Source organism: Streptomyces sp. LBL (assembly GCF_029893585.1).
GTDB lineage: Bacteria > Actinomycetota > Actinomycetes > Streptomycetales > Streptomycetaceae > Streptomyces.
This window is the reverse complement of the sequence record NZ_JARXYX010000028.1, coordinates 49,128-70,539: the sequence shown is the minus strand read 5'-3', so window position 1 is coordinate 70,539 and position 21,412 is coordinate 49,128. Positions and strand designations below refer to the sequence as shown.

At 70.0% G+C, this 21,412-nt stretch carries 23 protein-coding genes and 1 pseudogene; 10 read left to right on the top strand and 14 right to left on the bottom strand.

Annotation, left to right across the window (positions count from 1 at the left end; genetic code table 11):
• Positions 1-46: 46 nt before the first annotated feature.
• Positions 47-772 carry an SDR family oxidoreductase gene (locus tag M2271_RS29790; protein WP_280890471.1) on the bottom strand — a complete coding sequence of 242 codons (726 nt, stop codon included), beginning with the start codon at positions 770-772 and terminating at the stop codon, positions 47-49.
• A gap of 139 nt (positions 773-911) precedes the next feature.
• Between M2271_RS29790 and M2271_RS29785 the strand changes: the two genes are divergently transcribed.
• Positions 912-1,475 (top strand): TetR/AcrR family transcriptional regulator, encoded by a 564-nt coding sequence (locus M2271_RS29785; RefSeq protein ID WP_280890470.1) that lies wholly within the window; start codon positions 912-914, stop codon positions 1,473-1,475.
• Between the two features lie 34 nt (positions 1,476-1,509).
• Positions 1,510-1,638 (top strand): annotated as a pseudogene (locus M2271_RS29780) (arsenic resistance protein); the annotation flags it as partial.
• 11 nt (positions 1,639-1,649) lie between these two features.
• On the opposite strand, the gene M2271_RS29775 reads toward M2271_RS29780, so the two are convergent.
• A complete protein-coding gene (locus M2271_RS29775) occupies positions 1,650-1,958 on the bottom strand; it encodes a site-specific integrase (protein ID WP_280890469.1) in 309 nt (102 codons plus the stop codon).
• A gap of 159 nt (positions 1,959-2,117) precedes the next feature.
• Positions 2,118-2,519, bottom strand: coding sequence for a hypothetical protein (locus M2271_RS29770; protein ID WP_280890468.1), 402 nt, complete (start codon positions 2,517-2,519; stop codon positions 2,118-2,120).
• Between the two features lie 94 nt (positions 2,520-2,613).
• On the opposite strand from M2271_RS29770, the gene M2271_RS29765 reads away from it, so the two are divergent.
• A complete protein-coding gene (locus M2271_RS29765; RefSeq protein WP_280890467.1) occupies positions 2,614-3,558 on the top strand; it encodes an alpha/beta hydrolase in 945 nt (314 codons plus the stop codon).
• A 103-nt stretch (positions 3,559-3,661) separates the two neighbouring features.
• Here the strand turns inward: M2271_RS29765 and M2271_RS29760 are convergent, their stop codons facing one another.
• Positions 3,662-4,555, bottom strand: coding sequence for an NYN domain-containing protein (locus M2271_RS29760; protein ID WP_280890466.1), 894 nt, complete (start codon positions 4,553-4,555; stop codon positions 3,662-3,664).
• A 242-nt stretch (positions 4,556-4,797) separates the two neighbouring features.
• Between M2271_RS29760 and M2271_RS29755 the strand changes: the two genes are divergently transcribed.
• Positions 4,798-4,950: a hypothetical protein gene (locus tag M2271_RS29755; RefSeq protein ID WP_107055985.1), complete on the top strand. Its 153-nt coding sequence runs from the start codon at positions 4,798-4,800 to the stop codon at positions 4,948-4,950.
• Positions 4,951-5,026: 76 nt separating this feature from the next.
• Here the strand turns inward: M2271_RS29755 and M2271_RS29750 are convergent, their stop codons facing one another.
• The 3 genes from M2271_RS29750 to M2271_RS29740 form a co-directional block, all read right to left on the bottom strand.
• Entirely contained in the window at positions 5,027-5,632 is a 606-nt protein-coding gene (locus M2271_RS29750; RefSeq protein ID WP_280890465.1) for a MarC family protein, read from the bottom strand.
• A gap of 154 nt (positions 5,633-5,786) precedes the next feature.
• A complete protein-coding gene (locus M2271_RS29745; protein ID WP_280890464.1) occupies positions 5,787-6,644 on the bottom strand; it encodes a PHP domain-containing protein in 858 nt (285 codons plus the stop codon).
• A 196-nt stretch (positions 6,645-6,840) separates the two neighbouring features.
• The gene (locus tag M2271_RS29740; protein WP_280890463.1) at positions 6,841-7,482 is read right to left on the bottom strand and encodes a DUF6758 family protein; all 642 of its coding nucleotides are present in this window, start codon (positions 7,480-7,482) and stop codon (positions 6,841-6,843) included.
• A 232-nt stretch (positions 7,483-7,714) separates the two neighbouring features.
• Here M2271_RS29740 and M2271_RS29735 point away from each other — a divergent pair, with 232 nt between their 5' ends.
• On the top strand, positions 7,715-8,950 hold the full coding sequence (locus tag M2271_RS29735; protein ID WP_280890462.1) for an MFS transporter: 1,236 nt from the start codon (positions 7,715-7,717) through the stop codon (positions 8,948-8,950).
• Positions 8,951-9,078: 128 nt separating this feature from the next.
• Here the strand turns inward: M2271_RS29735 and M2271_RS29730 are convergent, their stop codons facing one another.
• Entirely contained in the window at positions 9,079-9,663 is a 585-nt protein-coding gene (locus M2271_RS29730) for a suppressor of fused domain protein (protein ID WP_280890461.1), read from the bottom strand.
• A 505-nt stretch (positions 9,664-10,168) separates the two neighbouring features.
• Between M2271_RS29730 and M2271_RS29725 the strand changes: the two genes are divergently transcribed.
• Both M2271_RS29725 and M2271_RS29720 read left to right on the top strand, forming a co-directional pair.
• Positions 10,169-11,290 carry a magnesium and cobalt transport protein CorA gene (locus M2271_RS29725; RefSeq protein WP_280890460.1) on the top strand — a complete coding sequence of 374 codons (1,122 nt, stop codon included), beginning with the start codon at positions 10,169-10,171 and terminating at the stop codon, positions 11,288-11,290.
• A 32-nt stretch (positions 11,291-11,322) separates the two neighbouring features.
• The gene (locus M2271_RS29720) at positions 11,323-11,841 is read left to right on the top strand and encodes a hypothetical protein (protein WP_280890459.1); all 519 of its coding nucleotides are present in this window, start codon (positions 11,323-11,325) and stop codon (positions 11,839-11,841) included.
• A gap of 83 nt (positions 11,842-11,924) precedes the next feature.
• Here the strand turns inward: M2271_RS29720 and M2271_RS29715 are convergent, their stop codons facing one another.
• Entirely contained in the window at positions 11,925-12,695 is a 771-nt protein-coding gene (locus tag M2271_RS29715) for a hypothetical protein (RefSeq protein WP_280890458.1), read from the bottom strand.
• Between the two features lie 223 nt (positions 12,696-12,918).
• Here M2271_RS29715 and M2271_RS29710 point away from each other — a divergent pair, with 223 nt between their 5' ends.
• The 3 genes from M2271_RS29710 to M2271_RS29700 are packed head-to-tail and all read left to right on the top strand — an operon-like array spanning position 12,919 to position 16,034.
• The gene (locus M2271_RS29710) at positions 12,919-14,259 is read left to right on the top strand and encodes a CBS domain-containing protein (protein WP_280890457.1); all 1,341 of its coding nucleotides are present in this window, start codon (positions 12,919-12,921) and stop codon (positions 14,257-14,259) included.
• A complete protein-coding gene (locus M2271_RS29705; protein WP_280890456.1) occupies positions 14,249-14,857 on the top strand; it encodes a DUF1003 domain-containing protein in 609 nt (202 codons plus the stop codon). Before M2271_RS29710 ends, M2271_RS29705 begins: the two co-directional genes overlap by 11 nt.
• 43 nt (positions 14,858-14,900) lie before the next feature.
• On the top strand, positions 14,901-16,034 hold the full coding sequence (locus tag M2271_RS29700; protein ID WP_280890455.1) for an Mrp/NBP35 family ATP-binding protein: 1,134 nt from the start codon (positions 14,901-14,903) through the stop codon (positions 16,032-16,034).
• A 152-nt stretch (positions 16,035-16,186) separates the two neighbouring features.
• Here the strand turns inward: M2271_RS29700 and M2271_RS29695 are convergent, their stop codons facing one another.
• The 5 genes from M2271_RS29695 to sigE form a co-directional block, all read right to left on the bottom strand.
• Positions 16,187-16,843, bottom strand: coding sequence for a hypothetical protein (locus M2271_RS29695; protein WP_280890454.1), 657 nt, complete (start codon positions 16,841-16,843; stop codon positions 16,187-16,189).
• A gap of 333 nt (positions 16,844-17,176) precedes the next feature.
• Entirely contained in the window at positions 17,177-17,623 is a 447-nt protein-coding gene (locus M2271_RS29690; protein WP_280890453.1) for a sec-independent translocase, read from the bottom strand.
• Between the two features lie 205 nt (positions 17,624-17,828).
• A complete protein-coding gene (locus tag M2271_RS29685) occupies positions 17,829-19,334 on the bottom strand; it encodes a trypsin-like peptidase domain-containing protein (protein ID WP_280890452.1) in 1,506 nt (501 codons plus the stop codon).
• A gap of 208 nt (positions 19,335-19,542) precedes the next feature.
• Positions 19,543-20,517 carry a zf-HC2 domain-containing protein gene (locus tag M2271_RS29680; protein ID WP_280890451.1) on the bottom strand — a complete coding sequence of 325 codons (975 nt, stop codon included), beginning with the start codon at positions 20,515-20,517 and terminating at the stop codon, positions 19,543-19,545.
• Positions 20,514-21,287, bottom strand: a complete 774-nt coding sequence (gene sigE, locus M2271_RS29675) for an RNA polymerase sigma factor SigE (protein WP_280890450.1) — start codon at positions 21,285-21,287, stop codon at positions 20,514-20,516. The genes M2271_RS29680 and sigE overlap by 4 nt, the downstream gene beginning before the upstream one ends.
• Positions 21,288-21,412 lie beyond the last annotated feature (125 nt).

The following is a 21,412-nucleotide window of genomic DNA, read 5'->3' as shown; positions in this document are numbered from 1 at the left end:
CTGGCGTGTGTTGCGTTCGGGCCGGTCGTGGGCCCGTGGATGCTCATCAGGCGCCGAGCCCGTAGCCGCCGGCCACGGTGACGTCCTGGCCGGTGATGTAGCTGGCGGCGTCCGAGGCGAGGAAGGCGACTGCTTCCGCGACCTCGCGGCTGGATCCGAAGCGCTCGAAGGGGATCTTCGCGCGCATGGCGTCCCGGCCGCTCTGGGGAACTCCCAGCTTGTCGAACAGTGGGGTGTCGGTGACCCCGGGGCTCACGGCGTTGACGCGAATTCTGCGCGGAGCCAGTTCGAGCGCGAGCGAGGGCAGCATCGCCAGCAGCGCGCCGCGTGTCGCCGCCCCCACTGTGGCGCCAGGGCTGCCGCGACGGGATCCGATGCCCACGGTCAGCACGATCGAGCTGCCGTCATTCATGAGGGGAAGGGCCTTTTGGAGGGTGAAGTACTGGCCCTTGAAGTTGAGGTCGGCGTGCTCGTCGAACGATTCCTCCGTCACATCGGCTGCCAGTGCCGGACGGAATATCCCGGCGTTGAGGAAGAGCAGGTCCAGTGACCCGAAGCGCGCCGACACCGCTGACATCAGAGCGTCGGTGTCGGAGAGCACGCGCGCATCGGATCGGACGACGAGCACGTCGTCGGGGAGCTCGGACCGTGCCCGTGCGAGGGAATCAGGATTCTGTCCGGTGACCGTGACCTGGTAGCCGCGGGCGTGCAGCAGCTCGGCCGTCGCCCTGCCGATCCCGGTCGTTCCCCCGGTGATGAGAGCTGTGGGCATGGCAAACCTTTCGTCGCTGAAGCAGTGGGCGAGACTGCTTCACAACCGGGGAACTCCCCGTTTGTCTCACCGTACACTGAACTGGGGACATCCCCGAATCGTTCCCGAGCCTCATCCGGCACTCACGATCGCGAAGGTCATGACACCTCCACGCAGCACCCTGCGCGCCGACGCGCAGCGCAACCGCGAGCAGCTCATCGCCACGGCCGCTGAAGCCTTCGGGTCCGGACGCGGGATCTCGCTGGACGCGATCGCCAAACGCGCGGGAGTGGGGAACGCCACCCTGTACCGGCACTTCCCCACCCGTGAGGATCTGGTCGAAGAGGTCTACCGGGACCAGATCCGCCCCTTGCGCGAAGATGCGCGCACCCTGCTGGCCACCGAGCCGCCCGCCCAGGCCCTCCACGCGTGGATGCTCAGATTCGCCGACTGGGCCGGTGAACGACGCGGCATCTGCGAGGCCCTGGTCGCCATGAGTGCTTCCGGCCGCTTCGGCACCGGACCGGTCTGCGACGAGGTCCAGCAGGTCCTGGCGATGATGCTCGAGGCCGGCGCCACAGCAGGAGAACTGCGCAGCGACATCGACCCGGCCGACGTGGGCGGCATCCTCGCCGGGCTGCTCTCCGTGGCCGGCGCACCCGAGCAGCGCCCCCAGCTGAACCGCATGCTGGACGTCGTCGTCGACGGACTCAGGCCCCACTAAGCGATACGCCAGCGGTTCGGTGAGGCGTCGGCCTATGCCGGACGACCCGGCTGCGGCCGCGGTGGTCGTGGCGCCCCAGACCTTGGTGAGAACCGTCGGGATGGTTGCCTACGTTCGGCTCGTTCCCCGCCTCGCGACAGCGCCCGCTCGTCACAGTAGTTGATCTTGGAGGCGTCAGCGCTTCCGGCGGGCGGCGGGGTCGCGCTCGGCGACGTGCCGGGCGACTGCGGCGACGCTGGGGCGGGCGTAGCGTTCCAGGGATCGGACGGATGCGTGGCGGGAGGCCAGCAGCATCGGGGTGGAGGTGCCGTCCTCCGCGTCGTGTGTCAGGGCACTGTGGCGTAGCCGATGGAGCGTCCAGCCGTCCAGGTCCTCGATGTCCTCGGGCGAGGTGAGAGGGTTGGCCAGTAGCCGGGTCTTCTCCTCGAAGATTTCCTCGGCCCGGCGATAGGAGAGCCGGGCCCGGCCGGTCTTGGGGCACACGTCCAGCGTGGGTGTTCCGGCCGGGGCCTTGCGGTCGGTGAGGAACAGCGGGCCGCGGGTGCGACGGGCGATCAGTCGGGGCAGGAGCTGGGCGGTGCCGGACTGCCAGTGAATCCACTCGATTGCCCCGCCCTTGGCGGTGATCCTGCCGCGCTTGTCCTACGGATATAGGTCCTCCACGTTCAGGCACAGCACCTCGTCGGCGCGGGCTGCCGCCAGCTCGGCCAGCACCTCGGGCAGGGCTGGGTCGTCGATCGCGGTGAGGGGGAAGACGGGCGGCTTCGCGCCCCGGCGGGCAAGTCCGGTCGGCGCCGGTTCGCCGGCGAGCATCCATCTCCATGTCGTCAGCGAGATCCGGTAGATCCGCGCGGAGGACTTCGCGATGCCCGCGCCGGTGAGGTACCGCTCGACCGCTGCGGTGTACGACGAGGGCGGGGCGGACAGAGGAATCACCCGGCCCCGCCGCAAGCCCTCCCCCAACTCCCCCAACTCTCCCAACTCTCCCAACTCCTCCAACTCCTCCAACTCCTCCAACTCCTCCAACTCCTCCAACTCTCCCAAGCCCTCAAGCCCCCTCAAGCCCCAACCCCCAACCCCTCCTCCCTCCACCCCAGGCGCCCGGCCACGCCCCCCGCCCACCCGATACCCTCCCCCCGTGAGCCGTCGCGTCTCCTTCACCCCGCCCCCCGGCGCCCGCGCCTACCCTCTGCGCACCGCACGCGGTGAGTTCGCCGTCGTGGACTCACCCGTGGCCGATGGTGTCGAGGGGAAGGGGACCGTGTTGATGCTGCCCGGGTTCACCGGCAGCAAGGAGGACTTCACGCTGCTGCACGAGCCGCTCGCGGCGCGGGGATATCGGGTCGTGGCCGTGGACGGGCGGGGGCAGTTCGAGTCGGACGGGCCCCAGGACGACGAGTCGGCCTATGCCCGGGACCAGTTGGCGCGGGACGTGCTCGCGCAGGCCGAGGCCGTCGGGCCGCCCGTGCATCTGCTCGGGCACTCGCTCGGCGGCCAGATCGCCCGTGCGGCCGTCCTGCTCGACCGCTCCCCGTTCCGCTCGCTCACCCTCATGTCCTCCGGCCCGGCGCGGATCTCCGACTCCCAGCAGCAGCGCGTGAAACTGCTGCGGGACGCGCTCGCCGTGATGACCATGGCCAAGGTGTGGGAAGCCATCCAGGCCATGGGGCCGCCGGAGGAGGTCGGTGGCCCCGCCGTCGGCATCGGCGACGCGGACCAACTGCGCCGCCGTTGGCTGGGCACCAAGCCCGCTCAACTCCTCGCGACGGGCCGCCAGTTGTGCACCGAGCCCGACCGGGTCGCCGAACTCGCCACCGTCCCGCTGCCGTTCCACGTGCTGTCCGGCGCCCGCGACGACACCTGGCCGGTGGCACTCCTCGACGGCATGGCCGTACGACTCAGGGCGCGCCGGACGGTCGTCCCCGGCGCCGAGCACTCCCCCAACACCGACCAGCCCTTCCCGACCGCCCGCACCCTCGCCGACTTCTGGGACGGCGTCCAGCGCGAGAACGGTGAGGACGGTATACAGCGCGAGAACAGTCGCGAGAACGGTGCGGACGGCACCCGGCGCGAACCCGGTTAGTACGGCGTCCGCCACGAACCTTCGGCTGGTACGGCGTCCGCCACGAACCCGGTCAGTACGGCGACCCGAACCCGGGTTGTACGGCGTCCGCCGCGGACCCCCGTCAGTACAGCGTCCGCAGGTGCTCCCAGAAGCCGTCCCGCAGGGACCGGCGCAGGTCCGAGTGGCCGCGGAGCGAGTACTGCAGCAGGCCTTCCGCCTCCACCAGGAGGTCCTGGTCCACCGACCCCGGCAGGTACGGATGCCCCGGCAGCAGTTCCACCAGCGTCTCGCGGCCCCGCGCCGCCAGCCACTTCGCCGCGATCTGTGCGCCCACGAACCGGACGTCCTCGCGGGTCGGGCGGACCGCCGCGGCCTCGTAGGCGGGGGCCGTGCGCCGGGAGACGTACGGCTTGAAGAAGTCGAGGTCGAAGGTGCGCTGGCTGTCGACCTCCCAGAGCAGAGGCTCGGCCTGGTTGCGGCCCTCGGGTGCCTCGATGCCCCAGAGGTGGACGCGAGCGCCGTATCCCTGGGCCGCCTCCACCGCCGAGACCAGGTCCTCGTCGCCGCCCAGCAGGGCCGCGTCGCTGATGGCGCGGTGCCGGGCGAGGGACTCCAGGTCGGAGCGGATGAGGGAGTCGACGCCCTTCTGCTGGTTGTTGGCGTTCAGATTACCCAACCGGACCTTCACGTCCGGGAGTTCGGCGATCGACTGCTGTTCGGCGGTGTGGATGCGGCGTCTCGCACCGTCGTACCAGTAGACCCTGAGCAGACGGCTGTCCGCGAAGATCGTGCGGGCCCGGTCGATGAGCGCCTCGATCAGGCCCTCGGTGTCGAGCTCGAAGGAGCGGCGGTCCTCCGTGCCGGCCACGAGGCGTCCCGCGGCCGCGTAAAGGTATCCCGCGTCGACGAAGATGGCATGCGTCGAGGGCGTCTTCGCCACCTCGGCGAGCATGCGCTGGAGCAGCTCGTTGGTGCGGTCGATGCGGGCGCTGAGGGCCGTGAGGTCGTCGTTCATCGCCTCCATTGTCCCGGCGGTCACGCTGCGAACACAACTGCTCCCGGTCAGTCCCCCGACGCTCCCCGTCCGCACCGCTTACCGGTCAGTAATTAGCCGTTCGAAAAATTTCCTTAGCGTAGGGAATGTTTGTAACAAGCGCCCCGTTGACTAGAGATGGAACAGGGGGCACCGACGCTCCGTGGACCATCCGCCAAAAAGTAGTTCTCCTCAGGAGGATGACCAGACGAAGGGAGAAGCCAATGCGCTTCGAAATCATGCGACTCGACGATGTCGACGGCACGCCCGTGGACAGCACCGTCGTAGACGCCGCCTCCGTCAACCGTATCGTTCAGCAGGCTGCCGCGATCGGGCAGCGGCTGTGGATCCGCCCGGCCGAGACCTCGGCCTCGTAACCCAGGATCCCTCTACATGTTTGGGAACCCCCGCCGGCACCGATGCCGGTGGGGGTTCTGCGTGTCGCGCCAGGGCTCAGCTCCCCCGGATCACCTGCGTGACCCCGTTGATGATCTGCTGCACGGCGATCGCGGAGAGCATCATGCCCGCGAGCCGGGTCACCAGGACCACGCCGCCGTCCTTGATGACCCGGATGATCAGCAGCGAGTAGCGCATCACCAGCCACAGCACGACATGGATGGCGAGGATCGCCGACCACACCGACAGCTGGCTCGCCACACCGCCGGCCTTCTGCACCGCCAGGATCACCGACACGATGGCGCCCGGCCCGGCCAGCAGCGGCATGCCCAGCGGTACGAGCGCCACGTTGACGTCCTTGGTCTGCTTCGGCTCGTCCGTCTTGCCGGTGAGCAGGTCCAACGCAATCAGCAGGAGCAGCAGCCCGCCCGCGATCATCAGCGCGGGTACGGAGACATGCAGGTAGTCGAGGATCTGATGCCCGAGGAGCCCGAACACGGTGATCACACCGCCGGCCACGCAGACAGCCTGGAACGCCATCCGCTTCTGCACCTTGGCGGGGCGGCCGGCGGTCAGCGCGAGGAAGATCGGGGTGATCCCAGGGGGATCCATGATGACAAAGAGGGTCAGGAACAGGGAGCCGAAGACGGCGACGTCGAACATGGAGGCCTTGCGGAGTTACGGAAAGAGGCGGACGTACGGAAGGATGCGGACGTGCGAAAAGACGTGGATGTGCGAAAAGACGTGGACGTACGGAACGTGGAGGCACGGAAGGCTGCGGAGGTACGGAAAGACGTGAACGCGCGACAGGTGGACCTCAGGCTCCGCTGGCCCCCGGCACCGGGAACGCCCCCGTGGCACGCCGCGTGATCTCTCCGTAGACCTCGGGGTCGGTCGTGTACGCGCCGAGCGAGACGGTCTTGCGGCTGCCGTGGTAGTCCGAGGAGCCCGTGACCAGCAGCCCCAGTTCCTCGGCCAGTCCCCGCAGTCGCGCCCGCGTGTCCGCGTCGTGGTCCATGTGGTCGACCTCGATACCGTCCAGCCCGGCCGCCGCCATCTCGGCGATCGCCGACTCCGGCACCGTACGTCCCCGCTTGGAGGCCGCCGGGTGCGCGAACACCGCGACCCCGCCGGCACCCTTGACCAGCCGGATCGCCTCGAAGGGGTCGCTCTCGTGCTTCTCCACGAAGACCCGGCCGCCGTCGGCCAGCCAGTCAACGGTGAAGGCGTCGTCCACGGTCGGTACGACCCCGAGTTCGACAAGCGCGGTCGCCACATGCGGACGGCCCACGGAACCGTCACCCGCGATCCGGGCCACCTGCTCCCAGGTGACCGGCACGCCCAGTTCCTGAAGGCGGGCGACCATACCCCGCGCCCGCGGCACCCGGTCGTCCCGCACCAGTTCACGCTCGGCGAGCAACGCCGGTTCCTCGGGGTCGAACAGGTACGCAAGCATGTGCATGCTGATCCCGTCGACACGACAGGACAGCTCGGCCCCGGTGACCAGCGTGAGCCCCGCCGGCAACGCCGCGATCGCCTCGGCGTAGCCGCGCGTGGTGTCGTGATCGGTCAGCGCGACGACGTCCAGACCAGCCGCGGCGGCATTCCGCACCAACTCGGCGGGGCTGTCCGTACCGTCGGAAGCGGTGGAGTGGCAGTGCAGATCGATGCGCACAGCGCGGACTCCAAGCGATGACGGGATGGAACTGGACAGATCTGGACGGAACCGGACGGGACGGAACCCGACTGCACGGATCTGGGCCGGACCGGACTGCACTGGACGCTCAAGGATAACCGGATTTTCCGGACCCCCTCGTCACACCCGCACAGGGCCAGCGCCCCCTACAAGACTCGCCCCGACCGGTGGAGCATCACGGCTTCAGCAAGAGCGGCGACAGCGCCCCGCACGGAACCAGGTCCAGCTCGGCACCCGCGTCCCGGAGATCCGTCAGCACCAGTTCGTCGTACATCAACAGCCCCGACTGCTCGGGCCACACCACCGCCCACAACCACAGCCCGAGCGCCTCCCCCGCGAAGACCGCGCGATCGTCGGGCGCACCGGCGACGTTCCACAGCGGAGTCGGGCGACCGGCGGCCAGCACCTTTGCCTGCGGAGGCTTCTCCACGCTCACGTACGGCCCGGGGTCCGGCCCGTCGATGCCCGCGTACCGCGCGCCGAGGCCGACGCCGAGTTCCTCGGCCACCAGGATCAGTTCGCCCACACCGCCGAGCGGCCCGGGTCCGGTGCAGGCCACCGCCGTCGCACGGCCGCCGCTGCGGTCGTCACCCGCGCAGGCCACGCCCGTGAACAGCCAGCCGACCGGCAGCGGCCACGGCATCCACACCGGCACCTGGGTGCGGCGCACCACGACTCCGAGGGCCTCGACGCTGGGCGGGATCACGGGTTGCACCGGATGCACGGTGCCGTGCACAGCACACTGCCAGGCATCGGCGAAAAGTCCGGGAGCCCTGACCCGGCCACCGCACTTCGGGCAACTGGGTTCGCCCCTCATAGGGCCCCACGGTCCTACCCCTGCGCCGCCACGTCAAGGGACGATCACCTGTCCGGACCGAGACCGCCCACCACCGCCCACCGTCGCCCATCACCGCCCACCGTCGCCCACCATCACCCATCACCGCTCCCACCAGCACCCACCAGGAAAAATTAGATGTAGCTTGCATTAATTAGCTGAGCTAACTACTGTGTGCATATACCAACTATCTTCGTCGGGATGGGAGAACGTGATGGGAGCCAGCCAGGACCCCTTCGACGCAGGAGCCGGCAGCATCCTGCGACAGCCCAAGGCGGTGTGGGCGACCGCCGGCGCGTCCGTCGTCGCCTTCATGGGCATCGGACTCGTCGACCCGATTCTGCCGTCCATCGCCTCGGGCCTGCACGCCACCGCCAGCCAGGTCTCGCTGCTCTTCACCTCGTACTTCCTGATCACCGCGATCGCGATGCTGGTCACCGGCTTCGTCTCCAGCCGCATCGGCGGCCGCAAGACCCTGCTGCTCGGCCTCGCACTGGTGGTGGTCTTCGCGGGCCTCGCGGGCACCTCGAACTCGGTCGCCGAACTCGTCGGCTTCCGGGCCGGCTGGGGCCTCGGCAACGCGCTGTTCGTCTCGACGGCCCTCGCGGTCATCGTCGGCTCGGCGGCCGGGGGCAGCGCGGCCGCGATCCTGCTGTACGAGTCCGCCCTCGGCCTCGGCATGGCGTGCGGCCCCCTGCTGGGCGCACTGCTCGGTGACGCCAGCTGGCGCTACCCCTTCTTCGGCACCGCGTTCCTGATGGCGATCGGCTTCCTGTGCATCACGGCGTTCCTGAAGGAGCAGCCGAAGCCGGCACGGAAGACCTCGCTGCTCGACCCGGTCAGGGCGCTCGGCCACGGCGGCCTCGCCTCCGTCGCCGCCTCGGCCTTCTTCTACAACTACACGTTCTTCACCGTGCTGGCCTTCACCCCGTTCGTGCTGAACATGACCCCGTACAAGTCGGGTGCCGTGTTCTTCGCCTGGGGTGTGCTGCTCGCCGTGTTCTCGGTGATCGTGGCGCCGCGCATGCAGGAGCGGTTCGGTTCGCTGAAGGTGCTCGGCGGCTCGCTGGTGCTGCTCGCGATCGACGTACTCGTCCTCGGCTACGGCAACCACACCGCGGCGATCGTCTGCACGATCCTGTCCGGTGCCTTCATCGGCGTGAACAACACGGTGTACACGGAGCTGGCTCTGGGGGTGTCGGACGCGCCGCGTCCCGTGGCGAGCGCCGGCTACAACTTCGTGCGCTGGTTCGCGGCGGCCGCCGCGCCGTTCTTCGCACCGAAGATCGAGGAGTGGACCGACATCCACATCCCGTTCGTGGTCGCGGCGGTCACCGCCCTGCTGGGGGCGCTCGTGGTCGTCGTACGACGGAAGGCACTCACCCACGAGGCCGAGGAGCTGGAGCCGCGGCATGCGACCCAGGACGGTGTCGCCGTCTTCGTCAACTGACGGTCTTCGCCAACTGACGGTCTCCGTCAAGGTGCGGTCTCCGTCAAGGGACGGTCCTCGCCAACGAACGACCTTCGTCAACTGGAGCTTTTCGGCCACCGGTTGGTGACCTTCCTCACCACGGGAGGTCAGGCCAGCGGGACGGACATGCGGGACGGGTCCCTCAGGTCCGTCCCGTTCGTCAGCCAGCGCTCCTGGAGGGCCTGGGCGCCGTGCACCCGCTTCCAGGCGGCCTCGTTCGGCGTCATGGGGAGCAGCGGCAGGAACCGTACGGGGTCGAGCGGTTCGTCGAGCTCCAGGTCCTCGACCAGCCCGCCGGGCTCGGCGACCAGTACCGAGGTGAACGGGGCGCCGGGCCACAGCGGCTCGCCGACGTCGAGGGAGGCACCGGGCGCCACGATCAAGCCCTCGACCTGCGGGGACGCGGCCAGCACGGCGAGCGGGCGGAGCGCCTTGTCGGTGTCGGCGAGGCCGGAGCGGACCGAGAGGACCAGCTCGGCGCGCGGGCCCTCGACCGGGTCGGCGAGAACGGCCGTGGGCTCGCTCATCGGCTGCGCGGACATGCCGAGCGTGGCGTAGCGGACGATGTCGCCCTCCTGGAAACGCAGCACCTCGATGCGGTCCGTGCCCAGGAACGTGACCGCCGCGCGCGCGTCCGGTTCGCCCAGCGCGGTGCGCAACCGGGCCTCGACCAGAGGAAGAACATCAGCCATGCGGCGAGCATAGAACTCGTCAGTACGGGGCAAAGCAGCGCCTTGACAGTTTGGTCGGCTGGTACTCTGGCCCAGTGGTTCGGGGCAGCACGCAGAAGCGTCGCGGTCAAGCCCCGACGCCGACGAGACTCCCTCACGAGGGACCGGCCGGAGGAGGTGGGGCTGCAATGGACCGAAGTCGACCGTGCAGTAGCACCCGCTCTTCCCGCCGCTGATGTAGCTGCTCCGGCTCCGGCTGACTGCCACCTCTCGCACTCACTGCACCGCGGAAGAGCGCTTCGTTTCGTTTTGCCTGATCTGTCTGATCTGCCTGTTTGTCTGAATCAGTACCTGTATCAGTAGCGAAGCTCGCCACCGCGACGGAGCGGTGCTCCCCGCTTTGTGGACGTGCCAAACATCCTTCCCCTCCTTGAAGGGCGGGAGACCCGTTGCCAGGACGTCCCCATTCCGGGTAGTTCCACCCGTCGTCGGCGCCCTTTCGTTGCCTGTCACGAAGGAGCCCGCCATGTCGATGATCCGTGACCTGCGTGCTGTCGTCCGCCCGTCCCGCATCTCCCTGCGCAAGGACGCCGGTGTCTACGACGCCACCCGCGACCCCTCGACGCCCTCCGCGGTCGTCGACTGCGCCGTCTACCGCGACGGCAACCGCGTCCAGCGGGACACACCCCTGACCCCGCACGAGGCGATGCGGGTGGTGCGCCGCGACGGCGGCTTCGTGTGGATCGGCCTGCACGAACCGACGGAGGCCGAATTCGCCGGTGTCGCCAGCGAGTTCGGGCTGCACCCGCTGGCCGTGGAGGACGCCGTGCAGGCCCACCAGCGACCCAAGCTGGAGCGGTACGACGACTCCCTCTTCACGGTCTTCAAGACCATCCACTACGTCGAGCACGACAAGCTCACCGCCAACAGCGAGGTCGTCGAGACCGGCGAGGTCATGTGCTTCACCGGACGGGACTTCTTCATCACCGTCCGGCACGGCGGGCAGGGCTCGCTCAGAACGCTGCGCCACCGCCTCCAGGACGACCCCGAGCTGCTCGCCAAGGGCCCCTCGGCGGTGCTGCACGCGATCGCCGACCACGTCGTCGACGGCTACGTCGCGGTCGCCGACGCGGTGCAGGACGACATCGACGACGTGGAGACCGAGGTGTTCTCCTCCCCGGGCCGCCGGGGAGGGACCTCGCGCGGTGTGGACTCGGCGCGGATCTACCAGCTCAAGCGTGAGGTGCTGGAGTTCAAGCGGGCGGTGTCCCCGCTGCTGCGCCCCATGCAGCTGCTGAGCGAGCGGCCGATGCGGCTGATCGACCCGGACATCCAGAAGTACTTCCGGGACGTCGCCGACCACCTCGCCCGCGTCCAGGAGCAGGTCATCGGCTTCGACGAGCTGCTCAACTCGATCCTCCAGGCCAACCTCGCGCAGGCGTCCGTGGCGCAGAACGAGGACATGCGGAAGATCACCTCGTGGGCCGCGATCATCGCCGTACCGACGATGGTGTGCGGGGTGTACGGCATGAACTTCGCGTACATGCCCGAACTGCACTGGAAGTACGGCTACCCGGTGATCATGTCGGCCATGGTGGCCCTCTGCCTGGGCATCCACCGCACGCTGAAGCGCAACGGCTGGCTCTGAGACCGCCTGGATAGCCTGGATAGGCTGGGCCCATGACAAGTGAGCTGCTCGACCAGGCCCTCGTCGAGGAGGCCACGAAGAAGTCCGGCCTCATCTGGGTCACGGGTCCCGGCTCCCCGGCCCGCGCCCTGTGGCACGTCTGGCATGAGGCGGCGGCCTGTGTGGTCGGTGACGGGCCCGGTGAGCAGCCGCTGCCGGGGCTGGTCGACGGGTCGGAGGCCGAGGTCACGGTCCGCAGCAAGGACAAGGGCGGCCGGCTGGTCTCGTGGACGGCGAAGGTCGTGGAGCAGGCGCCGGGGTCCCCCGCGTGGGAGGCGACGGTCGCCGAGCTGAAGGGCAAGCGTCTGAACGCGCGGGACGGCGAGGCGATGCCGGTGCGCTGGGCCCGCGAATGCCGGGTACTGCGCCTGGAGCCGACCGGTACGACGGCAGCGCTGCCGGACGGCGATCTGGCCGAGGCGCCGTTGCCGACACCGGCGACGACCCGGGGACCGATCCCGGCGGGGCTGCCGCGGCTGTTGCTGAAGCGGGGCCGGGGCAGGCGCCGCTGACCGCGGTAACGATCAAGCTTGGCCCCGCATGCAAGGCCCCGCATCCAAGGCCACGCGTCCACGATCACGCGTCCACGATCACGCTAGGACGTCGGCAGTTGCTTGCCGTAGTCCACCGTTTCGTCCTTCTCCGGTTCGGCCAGGGTGAAGTTCGTGCCCCAGGCCGAGAAGCTCAGGGTGCCCGCGCCTCCGGCCCGCACCAGGCGGAGCGGATACGGCCTGCCCTCCAGGGAGACGTCCAGGGTGCCGCCGGAGCCGTCGTCGCCGGTGATGCGGATGGTGCGGACGCCTGTCTGCTCGCGGCGGCCGTCCGTTTCCAGCGTGCCGTGCAGGGTCAGCAGACCGTCGAGGAGTACGTCCATGTCCGTGAAACCGCTGAACTTCTTGTACGAGGGATCGCCCTGCGGCACCTTCACGTACTTGCCGCCGAGCTTGCCGGCCGCGGCGGTGCCGGTGTCGCTGTCACCGTCGCTGTGGCCGCCCTTGCCGTCCGCGTGGGTCCAGAAGTCCCCGTCGGCCTTCAGGAAGAGCGCTTCACCGACCCTCAGCAGTTGGAAGGTCGCCCCCTCCGCGGTGACCGACCCGGAGGCCCCGTCGGACTTCAGCCGCATGTCGAGCTTGTACGTACGGCCCCCGGCGACCACGTTCCCGGAGAGCCGCACCGCCGGGGCGGACTCGGCGGCGCTGCGGGTCCGGGACTGGATCTGGGCGGCCGGCAGCTTGCCGACCCCGTTGGTGCCCTCGTCCGGATCCTCTCCGCCACATCCCGTCAGGACCGTCCCCGTCGCGGCCAGGGCGCACATCGCGCCCACCAGTGCGGCCCTGGGGGTACGGCGCCGGGGAATCGCAGTCACAGGTGGGGCTGCCTTTCTGACAAGGGTCCTTCAGCGGCGTACGGCAGCGTACCGGGGCCCCCGCGCCGCGTCAGAGCCAGACCGTCCGGACTGCTCACCAGGGCCTGTCCGATCGGGACGGGCTAGCCTGAAGCCCACCCCAGCAGGCAATTCGGAAATGAGACCCACCCGGCGACCCAGGACACAAAACAGCACGAACCCCGCACGAAAAGGAACCACAGCCATGGCAGCGGGCGCCCCCCGGATCTTCGTCTCGCACCTCGCCGGCGTCGCCGTCTTCGACCCGACCGGTGACCAGGTCGGCCGTCTGCGCGACCTGGTCGTCATGCTGCGCGTCGCACGACGGCCGCCCCGGCTGCTCGGGCTGGTCGTCGAACTCGCCACCCGCCGCCGCATCTTCCTGCCCATCACCCGGATCACCGGCATCGAGTCCGGCCAGGTCATCACCACCGGCGTGGTCAACGTCCGCCGCTTCGAGCAACGGCCCACCGAGCGGCTCGTCTTCGGGGAACTCCTCGACCGGCGCGTCACTCTCGTCGAGACCGGTGAGGACATCACGGTCCTGGACGTGTCGGTGCAGCAACTGCCGGCCCGCCGGGACTGGGAGATCGACCGGGTGTTCGTGCGTAAGGGCGCCAAGGGCGGCGCGTTCCGGCGCAACAAGGAGACAGGGCGCGTGTCGCTTCCCTGGACGGCTGGTGGCGGGCGACGGGGGGGCGAGACCCTGACCGTCGAGTGGAGCGCCGTCACCGGCTTCTCCCTGGAGGAGCACGGGCAGGGTGCCGAGAGCCTGCTGGCCACCTTCGAGCAGTTGCGCGCCGCGGACCTCGCCAACGTGCTGCACCATCTCTCCGCCAAGCGCCGCGCGGAGGTCGCCGCCGCCCTCGACGACGACCGCCTCGCCGACGTACTCGAGGAACTGCCCGAAGACGACCAGATCGAGATCCTCGGCAAGCTTCAGGAGGAACGTGCCGCCGACGTCCTGGAGGCCATGGACCCGGACGACGCGGCCGACCTGCTGGCCGAGCTGCCCACGGACGACCAGGAGCGGCTGCTGAGCCTGATGAAGCCCGCCGACGCGGCCGACATGCGGCGTCTGATGTCGTACGAGGAGCACACGGCCGGCGGTCTGATGACCACCGAGCCGATCGTGCTGCGGCCCGACGCGACCGTCGCCGAGGCGCTCGCCCGCATCCGCAACGCCGACCTCTCCCCCTCGCTGGCCGCGCAGGTCTACGTCTGCCGACCGCCCGACGAGACGCCGACCGGCAAGTACCTGGGCACGGTCCACTTCCAGCGGCTGCTGCGCGACCCCCCGTACACCCTGGTCAGCTCGATCATCGACGACGACCTGCAACCCCTCGCCCCTGGCGCGGCGCTGCCCCTGGTCGCCGGGTTCTTCGCGACGTACGACATGGTCGCGGCGCCCGTGGTGGACGAGGCGGGGGCGCTGCTGGGTGCGGTGACCGTGGACGACGTACTCGACCACATGCTGCCCGACGACTGGCGGGAGACCGAGTTCCACCTCGACGAGGACGAGGAGGTGACTTCCCGTGACGCCTGAGCGCGAGAGCGGCGCCCGCGAGCGCACGCCGACGGGCGCCACCGCCACCACCCGCCCCCGTACGCTCCGTCTGGACCAGCCGCGGCCGCCCAGGCGCCGGATACTGCCCGAGTGGGACCCCGAGGCCTTCGCACGGCTCTCGGAGCGCATCGCGCGGTTCCTGGGCACCGGGCGGTTCATCGTCTGGATGACGGTCGTCATCATCGTGTGGGTGCTGTGGAACATCTTCGCTCCCCAGGACCTGCGCTTCGACCACTACCCGTTCATCTTCCTGACGCTGATGCTGTCCCTCCAGGCCTCCTACGCGGCCCCACTGATCCTGCTCGCGCAGAACCGGCAGGACGACCGCGACCGGGTCAACCTCGAACAGGACCGCAAACAGAACGAACGGTCCATCGCGGACACCGAGTACCTGACCCGGGAGATCGCCGCCCTGCGCATCGGCCTGGGCGAGGTCGCGACCCGGGACTGGATCCGCTCCGAGCTGCAGGACATGGTGAAGGAGGTGGAGGCGCGGCGCGACGGCCACCACCAGCACAGCGCATTCCACGCAGTTCCGGCGGAACCGCCTCGGGGACGTGACGCGGACGACCGGTGACGGGTTTTCCGGGGCCCGTGTGCGGCGCCGTACCATCGTGGTTATGGCTACGGAAGACGCGGTGCGTGAAGCACTGGCGACGGTGAACGACCCCGAGATCAACCGCCCCATCACCGAGCTCGGGATGGTCAAATCGGTGGACATCGGCGCGGACGGAGCGGTCGCGGTCACCGTGTACCTGACGGTCTCCGGCTGCCCCATGCGCGAGACGATCACACAGCGGGTGACGGACGCGGTCCTGGCGGTCGAGGGTGTCACCCACGTCGACGTCACGCTGGACGTGATGAGCGACGAGCAGCGCAAGGAACTGGCGACGGCGCTGCGCGGCGGCCAGACCGAGCGCGAGGTCCCCTTCGCCAAGCCGGGCTCGCTGACCCGTGTGTACGCGGTCGCCTCCGGCAAGGGTGGCGTCGGCAAGTCGTCGGTGACGGTGAACCTGGCGGCGGCGATGGCGGCCGACGGTCTGAAGGTCGGTGTCGTCGACGCCGACATCTACGGCCACAGCGTGCCCCGCATGCTCGGCGCGGACGGCCGTCCGACCCAGGTCGAGAACATGATCATGCCGCCGTCCGCGCACGGCGTGAAGGTCATCTCGATCGGCATGTTCACCCCCGGCAACGCCCCGGTCGTGTGGCGCGGCCCGATGCTCCACCGAGCCCTGCAGCAGTTCCTGGCGGACGTGTACTGGGGCGACCTGGACGTGCTCCTGCTCGACCTCCCGCCGGGCACGGGCGACATCGCCATCTCGGTGGCCCAACTGGTCCCGAACGCGGAGATCCTGGTGGTCACCACGCCCCAGCAGGCGGCGGCCGAGGTGGCCGAGCGCGCCGGCTCCATCGCCGTCCAGACGCACCAGAAGATCGTGGGCGTCGTGGAGAACATGGCGGGCCTGCCCTGCCCGCACTGCGGCGAGATGGTCGACGTCTTCGGCACGGGCGGCGGCCAGTCGGTGGCCGACGGTCTGACGAGGACGACCGGCGCCGGCGTCCCCGTCCTCGGCAGCATCCCCATCGACGTCCGCCTGCGCGAGGGCGGCGACGAGGGCAAGCCGGTCGTCCTGACGGACCCCGACTCCCCGGCGGGCTCGGCGCTGCGGGCGATCGCGGGGAAGCTGGGAGGACGGCAGCGGGGCCTTTCGGGACTGTCCTTGGGGATCACGCCGAGGAACAAGTTCTAAGGTCGGTTCCAGGTCGGTTTTAGGTCGGTTTTAGGTCAATTTCAGATCAGGTCCTGGCCAGTTCCGGATCAGCTCCCGATCAGTTCCGGATCTTCCTACGACGATGGGGGCGCCGTCTCAGACGGCGCCCCCATCGTCGTGGAACCGGCTGGCTAGGCGTAGGCCGAGATGTCCTTGACCACGGCGAACCCGAGTCCGTACGCGCTCATACCTCTCCCGTACGCCCCCAGGTGCACACCATCGTGGGTCGACCCGGCGAGCACCCAGCCGAACTCGGACTCCCGGTAGTGGAAGGGCGTCGGCACGCCGTCCACGGGCAGGGACAGCGTCGACCAGTCGGAAGCGTCCAGGTCGTCGGCCAGGGCCCACGCCGTCTCCGTCTGCTGCTCCAGCCAGTCGTCCCGCAGCGTGTGGTCCATGTGCCCGGGCCAGGTGAAGGACAGGAGTCCCACCCCCGCGAGCCAGGCCGCCGAGGACACCGACGTGGCCTCCAGCAGCCCCGTCCCGTCCGCACTGCGCCGCACGGGATTCGCCGCGAGGGTCACCACCACCGCGAACTTCTCCTTGTCCTCCGACGCCTCGTTCCGTACGGAGGGCTCGTCACCGTGCCCGATCGAACCGTGCTCGACGGCCCCGTCGGCCGCCGTCCCGACCTGCATCAGCCAGCGCGGTCCCGTGAAGGCCTCGTCGAGGCCGTACCACGGGAAGGGCGCCAGCAGGTAACCGTCGACCGTACGCCGGGCGGAGGGGGCCTGTGGTCCGCCTTCCGCAGCCGGCGCCTGCGCGCCTGCGCGACTCGTCGTCTCCATGTGCCCGGACGCCTCCTCGTTCTCGTCGGACCGAACGGCCCGCCCCCCTTCGGGCGGCGTTGCTGGTTCGCGTACGGCCCGTACAACAACTCGGCAGCATAGCCACACCGCTCGGGGCAGCCGGGAAAGTGCCCGGCGCGTGGGGCGTTCTCAGGGCGCGTTCGGGCCGTACAGCGGCAGAACGGCGCTGGACGGACCAAGCCGGAGTATGAAACGCGTCACGTAAGCCAGGCAGTACATGCCTACCGCGCGCTACGGCTCGGGCGCGTCCGGCGCCTGGGTGGCCCAGGTGGCTCGGCCCGGGTCGCTCCGGCTCAGGTGGCGTCCTCCGGCTCAGGTGGCGTCCGCGTCGAACGGCGGGCGGTCGTCGTCCGGCTTCTCCGGCTTCTTCGTCATGTCGACGGTGCTGCCGGAGGTCCCGGACGAGGACGAGGACCCGGACGCGGAGGACTCCGGCTCGCGGCTGTGGACGGCGTCCGTGACCTCGGCCATCTCCTTCTTCAGGTCGAAGCCGTTGCGGATCTCCTTCAGCCCCAGATCGTCGTTGTCCAACTGCTTGCGGATGAACGTCTTGGGGTTGAGGTCCTCGAACTCGAAGTCCTTGAACTCCGGGCCCAGTTCCTGCCGGATGTCCTCCTTGGCGCTCTCCGAGAACTCACGGATCTTGCGGATCGTGCGTGTGACGTCCTGGATGACCTTCGGGAGCTTGTCCGGACCGAAGACGAGCACGGCGAGGACAACGAGCGTCACGAGCTCGAGCGGTCCTATGTCATTGAACACCTGAAGCTCCTTGAGATGTCCTCGGTCCTCGACCCTCGGCCCTCGGTGGTCGGTGCGGGTCTTCCGTGGTCCGGGCCGGGTCCACGGTACCCGGCGATCCCGTACGACCGGTACTGTCCGGGGCTTCCGACTGCGGCCGGATGGGCTGTTTTGCGGGTTCTCCGTCCTGGGGGACGGGGTTGGGCGGTCCATCGGTGAGTTTCCGTCAGCCGCCGGAGGATCCGAGGACCAGCGAGACGGTCCGCTCCTGGCCTGCGCGCTCCAGGGTGAGTTCCAGGCGGTCGCCGGGGCGATGGGCGCGGGTCTTGACGATGAGCTCCTCGCCGGAGTGGACGCGTCGGCTGTCGACCTCGGTGATGACGTCGCCGGCCTTGATACCGGCCCGGTCACCGGGGCCGCCGACGGTGACCGCGGGACCGCCGTCGCCGCTCCTGGCGTCGACGCGGGCGCCGTCGCCGGAGTAGTTCATGTCGAGGGTGACGCCGATCACCGGGTGGGTGGCCCGTCCGGCGTTGATCAGCTCCTCGGCGACCCGCTTGCCCTGGTTGACCGGTATGGCGAAACCGAGGCCGATGGAACCGGCCTGGCCGCCGTCCGGCGCGGAGTCGCTGCCGCTGTCGGCGGAGCGGATGGCGGAGTTGATGCCGATGACCCGGGCCCGGGTGTCGAGGAGAGGCCCGCCGGAGTTGCCGGGGTTTATCGGGGCGTCGGTCTGCAGGGCGTCGACGTACGACACGTCGCTCGCGCCGCCGCTTCCGCTTCCGGCGGTGATGGGCCGTTCCTTGGCGCTGATGATGCCGGAGGTCACGGTGCCCTCCAGGCCGAAGGGGGCGCCGATGGCGACGACCGGGTCGCCGACCTGGACGTTGTCGGAGTTGCCGAGGGGCAGCGGCTCGAGACCCCTGACGTGCTTGACCTTGACGACGGCGAGGTCGTAACCGCTGTCCCGGCCGACGACGGTGGCCTTGGCGGTGTCGCCGCTGTTGAAGGTCACCGATATCTCGCCGTCGAGCCCTGCGGGCTCCACCACATGGTCGTTGGTGAGAATGTGGCCGCTGTCGTCGAGCACGAATCCGGTCCCGGTGCTCTGATCCTCGGACCCGGCCACATGCAACGTCACCACGCTGGGCAGGGCCCGCGCGGCGATCCCGGCCACACTGTCCAGGGCCCGCCCGGCAGGCTCGACGCCGGCCTGCGGCAGCTCCACCTCCCCGATCCCCCCGATCCCCCCGTTGCGCTCCAGATACGCCCCTACGACGCCTCCCACACCCCCCGACACCAGAGCGAGCAGCACAGCCGCCCCGACGAGCACCTTCCGGACCTTCTTGCGCCGCTGCTCCTTGCTGGACACGGCGGCTCCGGTCTGCTGGAGCGGGGCGGTGACGGGGGCCCAGGGGTCGTAGTTCTGCCAGGGATCGGCGGAGGCCGCGGCGGCTGCCAGGAGTTCGTAGTCGCCCTCCGGCGCCGCCAAGGTGCGGGGTGCCGTCAGCTCGAATTCGCCGTGGGAATCGTCGGCGCGGACACCTGGCCCGGCATCGGTCGACGTCCCGTAGGCCACCCGGCTCGGCGTCGGTTCCGGCCCGGCCGACCCGTTCCCCGGCTCCTCCGACTCCCCGGTGTCCTCGGGAGCCTCGGCAACCTCGGCCGCCTCGGTGCCCTCCTCCGGCGCCGAGACAGGTTCGGTCGCCTTCGTGAGCTTCCCCTCGTTCATGCTCTCCCCCACAGTCACGGCCTCCGGGACCGTCCAGCAGATCAGGCCGCGGAGACAGGAACCGGCTCGTCCCCGGAGGGTGGCGCAGCTCCCCGCGACCTGATGCCAGGACCGGCCCCGGCTCCCCCGCACCGCTCGTCGGCGGTGGCCGAAGTTCATCGACTCCCCTGGATTCAACCAGGTTCGCCGTCCACCGCGCAGAGACAGGTCAGTGGGGGGTGCTGGAGGGTGCGGAGGTCGGGTCCGGGACGGGCGCGGCGAACAGACCGGGTGAGGGGTCCGGGGTGGTGGACCACGCGGTCAGGGCGAGCGGCGCGGTGGCACTGAGCGGACGTATCAACGGGGACATCGCCGCGGCGCCGGCCATCACGGGCGCGGCCAGCGCGTGCGCGACCGTCTCGTGTCCGGCCGCGGCCTGCGTCGGCACTCCGGGCAGCAGCGGTGCGGACACCGTGGTCGGGGCGACCGAGGTGTTACCGAGCGCCCCCTGTCCCTGGCCCTGTGCGAGGAGCGGGCCGGTCCCGCGGCGCCGCTGACTCTCAGGCGCCGTGGTGGCACCCTGGCCCTGGGTGCGGGCCGGGGTCACATTGCTGCCCGTGCCCATACCGCCGCGGGCCTCCGCGGCCGTGTCACCCGCTGTCACCGTGGTGACGCCACCGAGCGCGATCGCGGCCAGGGAGACCGCCCCGGCTGCGGCGAACGCGAACCGCAGCCCGCGTGAGCCCGGCCGCTCGGCCTCGTGACGGCTGACGTCATGGATACGGAACCCGCGGTTCGCCGAGGAGGGCGGCAGCACGGGGCCGTGCCGGTGAGCCGGCACGTAGCCGAACTCGAACCGCTCGCCGCGCTTCAGGCCGAAGACCCCGGTGGGCCCGGGCCGGCCGGGCAGTCCTCCGGTGAACCCGGATCCGCCGAAGGGCGCATCGTCGTCGTCCACCGGTTCGCCCTCCGCCGACAGTCCCTGGAGGCGGGCGAGGAAGCTCTCGGAGGGCGGGGGCGGGGCGGCCTCCGCGAAGACGTTCTTCAGTCGGCGCTGTGCGTCTGCCTCTGCCTTGCACTTGGCGCAGGTGGCCAGGTGCGCGAGGACTCGGTCGCGCGACTCATGACCGAGCTCACCGTCCACAAGAGCGGCGAGTCGGTCTCCCAGGTGCTGTTCGGACGGGGTAGGCCGTGATCCACTCACGCGGTCGCGCCCCCTCCCCCCAGCGCGGGCACACGGGCCATGAAGGACCGGCGCTCGGCCCGGGCCTCGGGCGAGCGGTGCGCGAGGGCCTTGCGCAGCTGCGAGCGGCCGCGGTGGATCCGGGAGCGGACCGTGCCGAGCTTGACGCCCAGGGTCGCGGCGATCTCCTCGTACGACAGGCCTTCGATGTCGCACAGGACGACCGCGGCGCGGAACTCCGGGGCGAGGGTGTCGAGGGCCTGCTGGACGTCCGCGTCGAAGTGCGCGTCGTTGAAGACCTGCTGGGGCGATGGCTCGCGGCTGGGCAGGCGCTCGGCCGCGTCCTCGCCGAGGGCGTCGAAACGGATGCGCTGCTTGCGGCGGACCATGTCCAGGAAGAGGTTGGTGGTGATGCGGTGCAGCCAGCCCTCGAAGGTGCCCGGCGTGTAGGTCGACAAGGAGCGGAAGACGCGGACGAAGACCTCCTGCGTGAGGTCCTCGGCGTCGTGCTGGTTGCCCGTCAGCCGGTAGGCGAGCCGGTAGACCCGGCCGCTGTGCGTGCTGACGATCTCCTCCCAGGTGGGCGGAGTCCACGCCTGCCCGTCCGCGTCGGTGGAGAAGCTCGCGGTCCGGTCGTATACAGCGGCGTGGCTGTGGTCAGCAGCGGTGTCGTTCACGGATTTCGGCCTGCCCGCCGATCCGAGAAGGCGCCTCAGCGCTCCTCCCCGATCCCCAGGTGCGGCCGCACCTCCCCTGTCGGCTCTGGTGGTGTCCAGTGGAGCCCCTACCATAGCCACCTCGCCCGTTAGCTCCGGATAAGCGGTTTTACGAGAATTTGATCTGGGCTGACACGGCTCATACGGCTGCGTCAGCACTTGCTTGAGCTCTCGCTCGTCATCGTGATCCAACCGTGTCC